The following is a 15,154-nucleotide window of genomic DNA, read 5'->3' as shown; positions in this document are numbered from 1 at the left end:
GTCCCGGGCCGGTTGGGATCGTACGAGGACGGGGGACCCGTGTCGGCACAGGACGACGGCGACGGCATCGACGAGGTGGCGGAGTTCGCGGCGTTGCTGCGGGAGCTGAAGGAGGGCACGGATCGGAGTTACGGCGCGCTGGCCCGCCGCCTGGGCATGAACACCTCGACACTGCATCGCTACTGCGCGGGCGACGCCGTGCCGCTCGACTTCGCCCCCGTGGAACGCTTCGCGGCCCTGTGCGGGGCGACCTCGGAGCAACGCCTGGAACTCCACCGCCGCTGGCTCCGGGCGGTGGACGCCCGCCGTCCGCCTCGTCCGGCTCGTCCCGCCAAGGGGGCGGAGAGCACGCCCGACACGGCGAGCGGCTCGGGCGCAGCGGTGGAGGGAGCTGCCGAGCCGGAGGCCGTGCCGAGGGCGGACGGTGGCCCGGTGGGCGTACCGGCCACAGCGGTGGAGGCGGCGCCGAAGGCGGACGGCGGACCGCTCGCCACACCCGGTACCGCCGCGCACGACATCACCGCGTCCGACGCCGCGCCTGGCACCGTACCTGGCACCGCATCTGGCACTGCGTCCGACGCCGCGCCTGGCACCGCACCTGGCACCGCATCTGGCACTGCGCCCGACGCCGCGCCCGACACTGCACCTCGCACTGCACCTGGCCCCGCGTCCGACACTGCACCTGGCCCCGTGCCCGGCACCGCACCTGGCACTTCACCTGGCCCCGCGTCCGGCACCGCACCCGGGGCCACCGGCGCCCCGGCCTCCGAGCGGGACCCTTCGCCCCGCGTGCCCGAATCGCCAGGTGCGCCCACGCCTTCGCCCTCGGGGCGCCCCTGGTACCGGCGTCGGCGTCTTGTGGTCGCGGGGGCCTCCGTCTGTGCCGTACTCGCGACGTTCGGCGGCTTCTCCGCGCTGCCGGACGGGCCGCGTGCGTCCGCCGGCGGTCCCGACCGGGTCGCCGTGACGGAAGGGGCCGCGGCACCGGAGCGACGGGACGCCCCACCCGTTCCGAGCGGCACCCCCACCTCCGTACGGCCTTCCGGCACCCCCACCCCCGAGCGGCGGCCCACCGGCTCCGCCACCAACCCCGCGCAGCAGCCGAGCACCATCCGTCCGCCCGGTACGACCGCCGCCCCGCCCCGCGGCGAACAGCCCACCGGGCTGCCGCTCGCCTGGTCCGTGAACTCCCAGGCGTGGAAGCTGGGCTGTGGTCACCAGTACGTCATCGCCAAGCCGCCGAGCCAGGTCCCCCCGCCGCCCGCCCCGCAGGACGCGGCGCCCTGGGCGGCGACGCAGCGCGCGGTGCACGGCGGAGAGACGCTCGTGGAACTGTCGGTGCAGGGGCGCACCGAAACGGCCGTCGTGCTGGAGGCGCTGCGGGTGCGCGTGGTCGGCCGTACGGCACCGGCCCAGGGCAACTCGTACGGCATGAACCTGGGTTGCGGCGGCGCGGTCACTCCCCGGTCCTTCGCCGTCGACCTGGACAAGGACCGCCCCATCGCCCGCGCGGTCGCCGGGAACGACACGGGCACACCCATCCCGCCCGTGCGGATGCCCTACCGCGTCTCGGCGAAGGACCCCGAGGTGCTGCTGATCACGGGCGCGACCGCCACCTGCGACTGCCTCTGGTACCTGGAACTGGACTGGTCCTCCCAGGGCCGCAAGGGCACCGTGCGGATCGACGACGACGGCCGCCCGTTCCGCACCAGCGCCGTCAACGGCCTGCCCCGGTACTCCTACGACCTCCTGGAACGCCGCTGGGGGACCTCCGACTGAGGACCTCGCAGCCGCGCCCGGGGGAGGGCAACACCGAAAGCAGCCGCGCCGCCGGGTGGAGGAAGTCCTCTGCCCGGCTGTGGACTTGCCGCGCGGAAGTGCCCCGCCCGGCTACGGAGTTGCCGCGACCGGCTGTTCCGGTTCCCAGGCTGCCGCGCACAGTGACTCCGCGACCGCGGCCGTGTAACGGGCGGCGGCAAGCCAGTGGGTGGCAAAGCCGGCGGGGTCGGTGGGCAGGAGGCGGCCGAAGTGGTCGCGGTCGCGCCGGGCCGCCGAGGTGCACAGGGCGGTGAGGAGTCCGGCAGCCGTGGGAAGGCCCGCACGGCGGACGCGGCGTGCCTCGGCGGAGACGTCGCCGACCATGCCGAGGGCGGCGCGGCCCGCCAGGACCGTATGTTCGACCCGGCGGTCGAGCAGGGACAGCGGCGAGGGCGTACCGGACGCCGGTGGCTGCGGCGGGGCAGGGCGTACGGGGGCGGTCGGGTCGGGTAGGTCGGCACGGCGCAGCCGGTCGAAGCCGAGGTCGATTGTTCCCTCGCCCGTGGGGTGCGAGCAGGCCAGCAGGGCGAGCCGGGGGCGGGGCGCGGGCACCAGGCGGCCGATGATCCTCAGCCGCGTCCCCGGCGCCGTCGCCAGCAGCATCAGGTTGTCGCGGTGGGCCAGCGCGGGATCGTCGTCGGCGACGGTGAGTTGGACCGTCGTGCTTCCCTCGCACAGGGCGAGCAGGCAGCTGCCGCCCGACTCCCGCACCGCGCCCAGGAGTTCGACGTCGAGGAAGAGCAGATCGCTGCCGCCCCCGCCCGGTTGCGCGTAGCGGGAGGAGAACCGCAGTGCGCGGGCGGCCTGTTCGTACGGCGGTGTCCGCCACAGGGCGGCGAGCGGCGGCTCCGCCCACGTCGCACCGCGGGCGGCAACGGCCTTGACGCCCTTCCCGGCGCCCAGCCTGCCGTCCGGCGAGAGCGTCGCCCCCGAGACCGCCAGCCCCGCCCGGCCCAGCTCCCGGTGGGTGAGCGCGGTGTCCCCGAGGCGCACGGCCCGGTCTGCCACGCCCAGGGCGCGCCCGGCGCCGCCGGGTGCCACGTCGCCGACAGTGCAGAGCCGGCCGTCGGCCCCGGTGACCCAGGTGCGGGCGCCACCGTGACCGGAGGCGGTGACCACGGGTTCGGTGAACAGGCCGTACAGGCGCAGCGAGCCCTCCGGGACGTAGGGGCGGCGCGCGTGGCCCCTGGCGGCGGCCAGTTCCGCCCCGGACGTGGTGCTCACCCGGTGCGCGGTGGACAGGAGTTGGGCCAGCGCCGTGACGAGGTCGGCGGCGCGGTAGGACGGGTCCCCGGCGCGGGCCGCGCGCAGCAGCGTGACGACGGACAGCGCGGCAGCGGCGGCGCGCGGCAGGTTGCGGAGCCGGGCGGTGTGCGCGGCGCGCAGGAGCGCCGACTGGGTGACGGCGCCGGCCCCGTCGATACCGGACTCCAGTACGGCGGCGCCCGCAGACCAGAGGGCGTCGGCGGCGGCACGTTCGGCCGGGCCGGCCACCTCGGGCGGGGAGGTGCCGTCGGGAGCGGGGGCCGTGCCGGAGGCGGGTTCGCGGACCGCGCCGGTGGGCTCGTCGGAGGGCGACGGCGCCGGGTCCGGGGCGGGCTTCGCCGTCCGGCCCGGCGCGGGCTTCGCCGCCGGTTCCGCCGCCTGGCCCGGCGCGGGCTCCGCCGCCGGTTCCGCCGTCGGGTCCGAAGTGGGCTTCGCCGTCGGGTCCGCAGCGGACTCCGCAGCCGACTCCTGTACCGCCTCCGCCGCAGACTCCTCTGCCGGCTCCGGTACGGGCTCCTGCGCCGGTTCCGCCACCGGGGCGGCGCAGGCGGCTGCCGCGCGGTGGACACAGGCCGGGGCGAGGAGACAGCCGCAGGTGACGGCGTCCACCGTGGCCACCACGCCGCCAGGGGCGTACAGGCGCAACTCGGTCTCGTCGTCGACCTCGATCGTCACCGTGTCCCCGTCGCGGTGGACCGGGCGGGCGCCGAGCTTGCCGACCGCGCCGTCCAGCCGCTTGCGCAGCCGGGGCGAGAGGTTTTCCACCAGTGTGGCCGTGACCTCCGGCGCGACGGGCGGCAACTGTGCGGTGATCATGCGGTCTTCTCCCCGATCCAGCGGGCCAGTTCGAGCGGGCTGAGGGCGGCCACGGGCATTCCGGCGGCCACGAGCTGCCCGGCGACGCCCGTCGAGTAGCGGGGCCGTCCGGCGTCGTCGAGGCTCGCGCACCCGAGGAGGTGGCAGCCGGTGGCAACCAGGGCGCGCACCTCGGCCAGCAGCCCGCCGAGCGGCGCGCCCTCCTCGAAGTCGCTGATGACGACGACGAGGGTGCGGCTGGGCACCGCGACCAGGCTGCGGGCGTGCCGGAGCCCGGCGGCGATGTGCGTGCCCCCGCCCACGCTCACCTCCAGCAGGAGGGAGAGGGGGTCGTGCACATGGCCGGTCAGGTCGACGACCTCCGTGGAGAAGGCCAGGAAGTGGGTGCTCAGGGTCGGCACCCCGGCGAGCACGGAGGCGGTCAGCGCGGACCAGATGGTGGATGCCTCCATCGACCCGGAGACGTCGGTGACCAGGATCAGCCGCCAGTCCGCCGACTTGCGGCCGCGACTTCGGAACACCGGCTTCTCGGGGATCACCTGTACCGTCCCGTCGGCCGTCCTGCGGGCGGTGGCGAGGTTGGCGCGCAGCGTGCGCGGCAGGTCGAGCCGGCCGCCGGGGCGGCGGGTGGGACGGGCCAGCATCGTGCCGGTGAGCGCGGGGCGCAGCCGGGTGGCGAGCTGACGGGTCAGTTCGTCGACGAGATGGCGGACCAGGGGCCGGAGCGCCGCGAGGCGGGCCTCGGGGAGCCCACCGGCGTACCGCAGGACCGTCCGCAGGAGTTCCACGGACGGCGTGACGGCCGCCGGGTCGAGTTCGGCGAGTACGTCCTGGCGACCGGTCACGGCCGCTGCGGCCAGCACCTCCTCGCGGATTCCGGGGCCGAACAGCGCGGCCAGTTCCTCCGACCACTCGCGCACGCCGGGGAACGAGGGTTCCCGGCCGCCGCCCCGTCCGGAACCCGGACCGGGCAGTCCCGCGCGGGACCCCTCGCCGTGTCCCGCACCGTAGAGCTCGTCCAGGGCGGTCGCCAGGCGGGCGGCGCCGGACGGCAGTTGGCCGGGCCGTCTGCCGAGCACCAGCCGCCACCTGTCGGCGGGCGCGAGGGTACGCGCCGGGGCGGGCCCGTGGTGGGGTGCGGGATGGGTCCCGGTGCCGGGTGCGTCGGCGGGGTGGGCTGCGGCCGGGAGGCCGGACGGCGGTGGCAGGTGGTCGTTGTGCGCGGGGGGCGGGACGGGCAGGCCGAGGCGGGTCAGGAGTGCGCGGGCCGCGAGGTCGGCGGCCGTTCGCCGGGCCAGTTCGGCGGGGTCGTCCGCGTCGTGGGTGTCCACGCGTTCGCCGAGACGGTCCTCGACGGTCTCCAGCAGCCGGTCCCGGGCGGCCGGGCTCAGAGTGTCGAAGCCACCGCGCAGCGCGGGCAGCCGGGCCAGGAACGTGGTGTCGTCCAGCTCGACGACCCGTTGCAGCAACGGGTCCAGGGCGCCGGTGCCGACGGTCAGGAGCGGGCCCGCCACCGTGAGCAGCCCGGTGAGGCGGGCGGTGAGCGCCGCCCGCGCGGAGCTGTCCACGGCGCCGTCCACCCAGGACGCGACACGCGCTCCGAAGGCGTCGGCGTCCTCGTGGCCGGTGAGCACCCGGACCGCTCCGGCGGCGGCGGCGATCAGCGGGGTGCCGTCGGCGGCCAGCCGGGCGAGGGCGTCGGTGAGCCGGATGCCGCCCAACCGGTCGGCGCGCTGCGCCAGTTCGAGCAGGGCGCGGGCGTCCCCGGCCTCCTCGGAACCGGTCAGGCCGTCGACCTGCCTCACCGCCGCCGAGGTCAGGAGTTCGGTGGCGTGCGCGGTGCGGGCACCACGTGCGGCAGACGCGGTGTCGGCGGTGTCGGGGGCCGAAGGGCTGTCGGGAGCCGAAGGGCCGCCGGGCGTGGCCAGGCCCGGCAGATGGCCGGCGGAGATGCGGTCCAACAGGTCCAGCCCGGCGAGCAGTTCGGGCAGGGTGCCGCTCGCGGGCAGTACGGCCGCGAGTTCCGCCAGCCGCTCGTCGGCCAGGGCGGGGAGCCCGCACCCGGCGGCCTCGGTGAGGCCGCGGACCACCTGGGCGGCCGTCGGGCCGTCCTCCGCGCGCTCGGCCGCTTGCCGCTGCCGCAGCACGCCCTCGGCCGCCTGGGCCGGGGTGACGCCGCGGGCTCCGGCCGCGGTGAGCATGGCGGCCGTCGCCGGGGTCCAGCGCACCTGCCAGCGCGTCGTGAGCCCTTCGGAGCCCGCCGCCCCGGTCACCGCCTGCTCCTGCGCGTAGGGGATGCCGCACACCGCCAGCCTGCGCAGCAGCAGTTCGCGACGCCGGTCCAGGGCGGAGCGCGCCGGGTCGAGCCGCAGGTCGCGCGGCGTCCTGGCGTGCGCGTCGTCCGGCCCGGGGAGCGAGAGCGCCGCGGTCTCGGCCTCGACGGCGGGACCCAGTCCGCTGCGCGGCGCTGCGGGCGCGGGCCGCCCCGTACGGGCTCCGACGAGGACGTGTTCGAGGGCGCGGGCGACGGCGCGGCCCGTGCCGTAGGTCTCACCGCGCCCGAGCACCGTCTGTACGGCTTCGAGGAGTTCACCGCGGCCGGGGGCCGGCAGGTCGCGCAGGCGGGCCAGGTCACCGGCCACTCGCACGACCTCCCGCCCGTCCGCCGGGCCGTAGGGGTGCCCCTGTTCGCGCAGTGTGGCGCAGACGCGGACCGCGGTGCGGACCAGCGCCTCGTGCAGCGCGGCCGGGTCCCCGGCGGCGTCCAGGACGGTGTGCTGCCACTCCGGGTCCCGGATGCCCGCGGGGTAGCCGGACCGGGAGTCGAGCAGGGGGTACGTGTACGGCACCAGGGACACCGTGCACACGTCCGCGCCGTCGGCATCCCGCCCGTGGCCGCCCGCGGCGGACCCGTCCGGAGCCGCGGGGGTGTCGGCCGCGTCCGCCACGGAGCCCGGACCGGCCCCGGCGGCGGAGGGCAGCAGCGCGGGGGTGTGGAAGGCGCCCACCACCACGGCTGGCCGCCGCCCGGCGGCCAGCGCCTCGGCGACATGCCCGCGCATGCACGCCTCGCGGGCCAGGTCCGTGACCTGCACCCCGTTCCCTGCCTCGGCCTCGTGACGCAGTGCCCAGCCGGTGAGCAGAGCGGCACGGCGCAGCGCCTCGGGTGTCGACCCGGGCGCCCGGGTCTCCACCAGCCGGTCCCACAGGGCGTCGCCGTCCCGGCCGGTGAGCCGGGCCCGGAGCGCGGCGGACAGCCCGTACCCTTCACCGGGGACGGGCGCGGAGTCGGCGCCCGGGGCGGGGGCTTCCGACCCGCCCCTGGCCCACGCCCGGTCGGCGAGCGGGAGGTCGCAGGCCACGGCCGGCACCCCGTTCCGCGCCGCCCAGCGCAGGGCGACCAACTCCGGCGAGAAGTCCGCGAACGGGTAGAACGCGGGCCCCCGTTCGGCCGCCGGCCCCTGCCCGGAGCCGTCGGCGGGCACCGCGGCCAGCGCCACCGGGGCCTGCGTCTCCTCGTGGGCGAGCCAGCCCAGCCAGGGCTGGAACTCGGCGGGCAGCTCCACGAGGAGCACGTCGGGGGCCGCCTCGTCCAGCAGGGCCGGCAGGACGGCCGCCAGCGACGGCGCGTGGTGGCGCACCCCGATCAGGAACGGCAGCCCCGCTCCGGCCGCCGCGAGAGCGGCCACGGCGGCCTCCGGTGCAGCCGGGGCCGCCGTCGAGGCCCCGGCCCATGACGGAGGACCGGCCTCGGCCCGTGACGGAGGACCGGCCTCGGCACGGGCGGTGGCCGCCCCCTCGGCCGGGGACGACGCCGCGGCGGAACGCGCGGCGGGGGTGGTCGGCTCGCTCATCGGTCAGTTCTCCAGCACCGCGCGCAGGTCCCACAGGGCACGCCAGGTGGCCGAACCCTGCTCCGCACGCCTGCGCACCGGCCCGTCCCAGTACCCCAGCAGCCGTGCCGCGTCGGCGGGGTCGTCCTTGCGGACGACCCCCAGCAGATGGCCGGGCAGGAGGGACAGCACGTCCCGGTCGCCGGGGAAGTAGGCGGCGGCCAGGCCCAGGGAGCCCGCGACGGAGACCGCCTCCGCCGTGCTCATCACGGTGGACGGCCGCTCGACCTCCCAGCCCTCCACGGAACGTCCCTCGCGCAGGTCCCGGAAGGCGGTGACGAGGGCTTCGAGGATCGCGTCGTCCACCTGGTAGGCGGCACCCACGCGTTCGACGGCCGCCCGCGACTGCCGCCGCACCAGCGCCGTCTCCGCGTCCACGTCCCCGATGGGGCCGACGGTCTCGAAGTTGAAGCGGCGCTTGAGCGCGGCGGACATCTCCGAGACGCCCTTGTCCCGCAGGTTGGCGGTGGCGATCAGGGTGAACCCGGGGGCCGCGTGCACCTGGGCGCCCTCGCCGCCCGCGAGTTCCGGGACCGAGATCCGCCGCTCGGAGAGCAGCGAGACCAGGGCGTCCTGCACCTCCGGGAGACAGCGGGTGACCTCCTCCACGCGGGCGACCGCCCCCCGGGTCATCGCGGTGAGCACCGGGGAGGGCACCAGGGCCTGCTCGGAGGGGCCCTGGGCGAGCAGCAGCGCGTAGTTCCAGCCGTACTTGAGCTGGTCCTCGGTGGTGCCCGCGGTGCCCTGCACGGTGAGCGCGCTGGTCCCGCAGACCGCCGCCGACAGCAGCTCGGACAGCATGGACTTGGCGGTGCCGGGTTCGCCGACGAGGAGGAGACCGCGCTCTCCGGCGAGGGTGACCACACACCGTTCGACCAGGGCGCGTTCACCGACGAACTTCTGCTCGATCACCAGCCGGCGCGGTACCCCGGCCCCGGGCACGGCCCCCTTCGGCAGGCTCAGCGCCTCGCCCGCACTGCCCGTCACGAACGTGACGACGGCGCGCGGTGTGAGCAGCCAGCCCGGCGGCCGGGGACCGGTGTCGTGGGCGGCGAGGAAGGCCAGCTCGGTGGCGTACCGGTCCTCGGGCAGGGTGATCTGGCGGTGCTTCCGGCCGGGCTCCGCCGCCCGGTCGGGGACGCCGCCGGTGGTGGCGTCCGGGGTGGTCGTGGTGTCGTTCGTCATCGGCGGCGGCCCTTCCGGGGTGCGCGGGTTACCAGTTCTTCGAAGGCGGGGGCGTCGCCGCCGCGCACCCGTGCCCAGGCGGCTGCGTACAGCGCGGGCACGGGCAGGTGGGGCAGGGTCCGGCTGGATCCCGTCACCGGGTACAGGCGTTCCTTCCAGGTCTCCAACGGCAGCCCGGGGGCGCCGCGTTCGAGCCAGCCGCAGGGCAGGAACAGGGTGCGGCCGGCGCGGGAGCGCTTGGCCTCCACGACCAGGCCGGTGGCGGCGAGTTCCGTCCTGGCCTTCTTGACGCGGGCGGGCTTCCACGCGGTCCAGCGGACGCAGTTGCGGTCCGTCGGGTCGGGCAGGGCGAGCAGCATCAGATACAGCGCGGCGGCGTCCGAACCGAGCCCGAGGACGTCGGCGGCCTCGGCGACCAGCTCGGGCACCGTGCGCGTGGGGTCCTGCGCCGGGTGCTGCGGGGTGCCGTCGGGGGCGCCCGCCGAGGCCAGCGCGGTGGTCTCCTCGCCCAGCAGGGCGCGCAGGGCGAGCAGATCACCCCTGCTGTGCGGGCCGACGGTGCCCTCGATCAGGCCGAACGCCGGGTCGTCGGGGCCGGTCAGCCCCGCCGGGCGAATCAGCAGCCGCTCCAGGCTCCCGTGGCCGGGGGACAGGAGCAGCGCCGTGCCGGCCCTGACCAGCCCGTCCGTGCCCGCGCCGCCGGACTCGGGGAGCCCGTGGGCGGCGCGGATCGCGGGGCCGATCGAGTCCCCCGACTCGGTCCAGTCCAGGCCGAGTTCCAGTACCAGGCGCGGATCGGCGAGCCGCTCGCGCAGGACCGCGAGCCCCACGGGCAGCTGCGCGCGCAAGGGGTGTCCGTACGGCAGCGTGTAGGCGAGGGTCCGCAGGGCGGACAGGACCGTGGAGATAGCCCCGCGTGCGCCCACCCGGCGCAGCCCCGGACGGCCGGTGCCGTCGGGGACGTCGCTGCCGTGCGCGAGCCAGGCCCGGGAGGCCGCGTTGAGGATCAGGTCGACGGCCTCCGGGCCGGTGCCCGACAGGTCGAGGTCGAGTTCCTCGGGAACGCGGACGAGGGAGGCCAGACGCTTCTGCCAGACCTCGGCGGCGGCCCGGACGTCGGGCCCGGTGGACCACAGCTCGGCCGGGTCCGCGGGCAGCAGCGCCCCGAGCAGGGCGTGCCGGTCCTCGCGGGGCAGGGCGGCCAGCCTGGCCTGCGCCGCCTCGAAGGCGCGGGTCTTGGCCCCCAGCAGGGCGAGCGCCTCGGCACCGGGCTCCTGCACGGCCGCCGACAGCAGGGCGGTGGACTGGAGGGGGCCGATGCCGGTGGCGGTGTGGAACGCCTCGGCGGCTTCCGGCCGCCAGGGCGCCGGACCGTGCTCCCGCACCTGTGCGACGAGCCGGGTGAGCCGGTCACGGGCGACGCCCGGCCCGTACACGTGCTCGCGGTCCAGGGTGAAGCCGGGTACGGGGCCGAAGGCGCCGCTCGGGTCGTGGTCCAGGGCGAGCCAGCGTGCCGCGTCGTCGCGGTGGTTGCGGCCGCGGTCCGCGACGACCACGACGGTACGGGTGCCCCTGCGCAGCACCTGGCCGAGGCGGGGCACCTCCTGGTGGTGTCCCGACCCCGTTGTTCCGGTGCCGATGGGTTCGACGAGTTCCACCTGCCGGACCGTGCCCGCCGGGTCGGCCAGCGGGCCCGCGGCGAGGGTCTCCAGCAGGACGAGGAGCCCGGCGCGGTGTTCGGGGGAGGTCGTTTGCGAGGCGGCCCGGTAGGCCAGTCGGGGCAGCTGGTCGAGGAGGGAGGTCCAGGTCAGGGAGTCGCCGGGCACGGTGTACTCGTCCCGCTGCCAGCCGTCCACGGAGGTGAACGGGGCCTTGGCCGGCGTGGCCGGTCCGAACGCGCTCGCGCCGCCGAGGACGTGGTTCACGGCGAGGATCTGTCGGATCGTGGTCCACCGGCTCGCCGTTCCCCACCAGCCGCCGTGAATCCGCTCGGAGTGCCAGGCGGTGGCGTCGCGCAGGGTCGTGTCGTCGGCGTGCTCGGGCTCGCGGTCGAAGAACATGCCCCGGGTGCGCGCGGTGTCGCGCGCGGTGGGCGGCGCCGCGGGCTTCGGCGGTTCCAGGTAGCGGGCGGCCGAGGCGGCCCGCTCCACCGCGTTCCTGAGGTGCGCGGTGACGCCCGCGCGGAGCCGGGCGTCACTCACCTCGGGCAGCACCCGGGCGACGACCTCCTCGCTCATCTCCTGCGCCGAGGGACCGGTGTACTCCTCGGCGGCCCGGAACGCCTCACGGTGCCGGGCGACCGTGGCCGCGACCTCCGTGAACAGCTCCTCCGCCCGGGAGTCCGTCAGGTTCCGCAGCGCGGCGGAGCCGCGCTCGTCCCGGGGACGCAGGGCGTGCCAGTAGGCGACCGGAGGCACATAGGGGGTGCCCGCCGCCTCGTTCCCGCCGCCGGAGTCGGTGGTGACCGACCACAGGCCGCCGCCGGTGCCGTCGGTGTCCGCCGGGTACGCCTCGACCGACCGGTGCTCCACGGCCACGACCGGCCGCGAGCGGCCGGGCAGGGCGAGGGCGCCGAGCGGCACCCGGGAGCCGCCGTCGGGCAGCGGGTACGGCAGCGCCACCGTGCGGCCGTCGGGCGTGCCGGCGACGATCCGGTGACCGTCGGCGGGGGCGGCCGTACCGGGTTCGGCGACCGTACGGCGCACCCAGCGGCCCAGTACCGCGCCGTCCGTGCCGAACGGGGTGCTCTCCAGACCGGGCTGGAGGGGCAGCACCTGGCAGTGCTCGGCGAGCAGCCGGGTGCCCTCGCGCACCCCGGAGCGGAAGAAGGCGGGGAGGGAGGCCCGCCCGTGCGTGCCACTGGCCGGGTCGTACTCCAGCCACACCCGCTGGGTGCCCTGGTGGCCCTCGCGCCAGAGACCGGTGCCGTCGGAGATGACGGACCTCTCGGGCGGCAGCGAGGTGTCGCCCGCGTGCAGGGCCTTGCCTCCGGTGGCCCGGCCGCCGCCGGGCAGCGGCAGGCAGACCTCGTCCGAGGCACCGGAGCCGCCCCAGCGGGGGATCTGCTCCCCGCCGACGCCGAACACCTCGGCGGGGCGGTGCGACCAGTAGCCGCGCTGCTTGCCGTCCTCCCACCAGACGACCAGCAACTCGCCGTCGACGTAGCGGAAGCCGAACGTGGACCAGTGGTCGACGGTGGCGGGCAGCCGCAGGGTGTGCCGCAGCAGCACCCCCTGCGGGCCCACGACGACGACCCGCTCCAGGGTGTTCAGGATCAGCGCGGGCCACGCGCCGGTGACGCCGACGTTCTCCGAGCGGTGGTAGCGCTGACGTGTCCTGGCGGCGGCCTCGGCCGCCTCGGCGGCGAGTTCGGCGTAGGTCTCGTCGAGTGCGGGCCAGCCCAGTTCGTCGAGGACGCCGGTACGCAGGGTGGACGCGAGCAGCGGCACGACCCGGTGGCCCTGGAGGAGCCGCACGGCCGCGGGGGCGACGTCGGCGACCACGGAGCGGAACGGCGAGAGCCGGTTCAGGGCGCTGCGCAGCCCGGGGAGTCCGCGCGCGGCCGTGTACTCCTCGGCGCGCGCGGTGAGCCACTCCCGCAGGATCTCCGAGAGGACCGGGTGCGCCGCGAGCTTCGCCAGGGCGCCGTCGCCCAGCCGCTGGCCGTGCCGGTCGCCGAGGCCGCCGACGTTCCTGCTCAACAGTGCGCGGAACGCCGGCCGTGCGGCGACGGCGGTGAGGTCCCGCGCGCCGGGCGCGGTGTCGGTGAGCCATGAACCGACCGGGAGGGCGGGCGGCTGTCCGCTGCCCGTGTCGTGCTCGTCAGGCCCGGCGACGGGGATGTCCGAGGCCAGGGCGAGGTCGAGGAGGTCCAGGTCGGCGTTGCGCTGCCAGCGGCCGTGGAACAGTTCGACGCTCCGCCCGTCGGCGCGCAGCCGGTCCGTCATCCTGGCGACGAGTTCGAGGGTCTGCGGGCTGCGGCCCGGGGTGGCCCGGTTGCGTCTGCGGTGCGCCTCCCAGCGCGCCAGCCAGTCCGCGGGCGAGACCAGGGCGCCGGAGGCGTCGTCGGCGGAGTCCGGGAGCGCGGTCAGCAGGTGCTCCGCTCCGCACTCCGCCAGCAGCGCCAGCCACTGTGACTCGCCGTCCGTGTCCCGGCCGTTCTCGCTGAAGTTCTCCGGGAAGAAGCCGAGGAGCCTGACCCGTACGTCCGCGTCCTGCCGGGCGAGCGCGACGAGCGCGGAGCGGTAGGCGGCCCAGAACGAGGCGGGGGCGCGGAGCACTCCCGGGGAGCCGATCAGGTCGGTCACCAGCTCGCGTTCGGCGCTCTCCCGGTCCAGCCCGGCGGCCTTGACCAGCGCGCGTACGTCCTGCGGCAGCGCCGCGTACGGCGGCATACCGGCCGCGCACCGCTCGACCAGCAGACGGCGGAACTGCGCCCAGGCGTCCACCGGTTCGAGCCGGGCGGCCAGGTCGCGGACGTACTGGCGCAGCGCCTTGACGGTCAGCGCGCCGGCGAAGGCGAACTCCAGGAAGACCGCCCGCTGCCGGTCCTCGTCGACGACCAGCCCGTGCACCCGCTCGGCCTCGCGGGCCTTGCCGAAGAAGGACGCGGCGTACGTGGTGTTCTCGGCCTGGAGGAAGAGGCGTGCCACCTGCTCGTAGTAGGTGGGCAGGAAGTGGGGCACGGCCCTGCCGAGCCGGGTGCCCAGCTCGTCGAAGCCCTCCTTGGCCGCTCCGGCGCGGGTCGTGGCCTGCCGGCCGAGCCGTTCGATGTCCTTGACCAGGGCCAGGGCGTGGTGCCCGTTGGCCGGGTCGTTGACCAGTGCCCAGGCCGGGAAGCCCAGCGTCTCGCGTCGCACCTGGCCCACGACGGGGGACTCGGCGCTCCGGGCCAGCCCGAGGAACTCCAGTGCCAGGTCCTCCGCTTCGCCGAGGGTGCCGGGCACGAGCCGCACCACGGGGCGGTCGCCGAGGGCGGTGTGCGAGTAGGTGCGGGCGGTCAGCGTGTCGGCGTCGTCCCGGTCGGTGGTGCCGGCCGGGAGGATCGCGCCCGCGTCCAGCAGGGCCGCCGCGCGGACCTTGGCAGCGGGGCCGCAGGTGTGCTCGCCGGTCGCCTGGGCGGGGAGGCCCGTGGCCGTCGCCGCCGCGTTTGTGGGGGTGTTCGTCGTCGTGCTCATGCCGCCCGCTCCTCGTCCTCGACGTCGCGGCCCGCGTAGAGCGCCGCCGCCATGCGCATGCCCTCGGACCACGCGACGGGGCCGACCTCGGCGGCCGTCAGCGCGCGTCCCGACGGGTCGGTCCAGCCCAGCGGGCCCGTCTCGGTGTCGTACTCGCCGTATCCGTCGTTCTCGCCGATCCAGATGCGCGCCTCGACGGTCACGCCGTCCTCGACGACCGGGCAGACCGCGTATCCGCCGCGCGACCGGTACCCGAGCTGGGTGACGCGGCCGTGCAGGAAGCGCAGTTGCTTGAACACGCCACCGGCGTAGGTGTCCATGGACGTGGTGTCCCGGGCGAGGCCCGGCGGGCGGCGCCACACCTCGCGGAACAACTGCTCCACGTTCTGCCCGACCCCCAGTTCGACCGCGAAGTCGCGCAGTTCGTCCAGGTCGTCGAGGAGCACCGGGTGGGGAACGCTGACGACGTCCGGGGTGATGCGGACCGTGTCGCCGTCCAGGTCGACGAGGCCGAGCCCGCGCTCGGGGTCGACGTCGCGCAGGAACCCGGCGACCCCGCCGTCCGCACCGGACACCACCACGTCCCGCAGGGCCGCCTGCCACGCCGGGTCCGGCCAGACCCGTGCGAGCACGGCCGTGGGGACGGGCAAGGAGCGCACCATCCACTGCTCGACGTCGGTCAGGCACCGGCGTTCGTGCCGCTCCAGCCACTCGGTCAGCTGCCGGAGCCCGACGACCGCCGGGTCCTCCTTCAATTTGGCCGGTACGGACTTCAGCCGTCGGCCCTTCCCGTTGCGGCAGACCACCTTGCCCGCCTCCAGGGCGACTTCGTAGTCGCCCGCCGGAACCCACCCCATGCGCTGTTCTCCCCGACGTCGCGGACGGCCGCCGAACCGGCGGCACGCTGATGAAACCCGTCCGCGGCAACGCACCGTGACGAGTGAGGAAGACATTAGGCGTCGCCACTGACAATGACTCCGGGCCCCTCCTCCCAACACC

Annotated in this window: 6 protein-coding genes; 1 reads left to right on the top strand and 5 read right to left on the bottom strand. The window is 76.4% G+C overall.

Annotated elements, in window-relative coordinates:
- The first annotated feature begins 39 nt into the window (after window positions 1-39).
- Window positions 40-1,779: a helix-turn-helix domain-containing protein gene (locus tag ACFYVL_RS01750; RefSeq protein ID WP_389240655.1), complete on the top strand. Its 1,740-nt coding sequence runs from the start codon at window positions 40-42 to the stop codon at window positions 1,777-1,779.
- A 111-nt stretch (window positions 1,780-1,890) separates the two neighbouring features.
- Here ACFYVL_RS01750 and ACFYVL_RS01745 read toward each other — a convergent pair whose 3' ends face one another.
- From ACFYVL_RS01745 to ACFYVL_RS01725, 5 genes are read right to left on the bottom strand one after another with little or no spacing between them, the layout of a single operon-like run.
- Entirely contained in the window at window positions 1,891-3,900 is a 2,010-nt protein-coding gene (locus ACFYVL_RS01745; RefSeq protein ID WP_389240653.1) for a hypothetical protein, read from the bottom strand.
- Window positions 3,897-7,754, bottom strand: coding sequence for a DUF5682 family protein (locus ACFYVL_RS01740; RefSeq protein ID WP_389240651.1), 3,858 nt, complete (start codon window positions 7,752-7,754; stop codon window positions 3,897-3,899). Before ACFYVL_RS01740 ends, ACFYVL_RS01745 begins: the two co-directional genes overlap by 4 nt.
- A 3-nt stretch (window positions 7,755-7,757) precedes the next feature.
- Window positions 7,758-8,978 (bottom strand): AAA family ATPase, encoded by a 1,221-nt coding sequence (locus ACFYVL_RS01735; RefSeq protein WP_389240649.1) that lies wholly within the window; start codon window positions 8,976-8,978, stop codon window positions 7,758-7,760.
- Window positions 8,975-14,155 (bottom strand): hypothetical protein, encoded by a 5,181-nt coding sequence (locus ACFYVL_RS01730; RefSeq protein ID WP_389240647.1) that lies wholly within the window; start codon window positions 14,153-14,155, stop codon window positions 8,975-8,977. Before ACFYVL_RS01730 ends, ACFYVL_RS01735 begins: the two co-directional genes overlap by 4 nt.
- Window positions 14,152-15,012: a DUF4132 domain-containing protein gene (locus ACFYVL_RS01725; RefSeq protein ID WP_389240645.1), complete on the bottom strand. Its 861-nt coding sequence runs from the start codon at window positions 15,010-15,012 to the stop codon at window positions 14,152-14,154. The genes ACFYVL_RS01730 and ACFYVL_RS01725 overlap by 4 nt, the downstream gene beginning before the upstream one ends.
- Between the last annotated feature and the right edge of the window lie 142 nt (window positions 15,013-15,154).

The organism is Streptomyces sp. NPDC004111 (assembly GCF_042874215.1).
Classification (GTDB): Bacteria; Actinomycetota; Actinomycetes; order Streptomycetales; family Streptomycetaceae; genus Streptomyces.
This window is presented reverse-complemented; position numbering and strand designations above follow the sequence as displayed.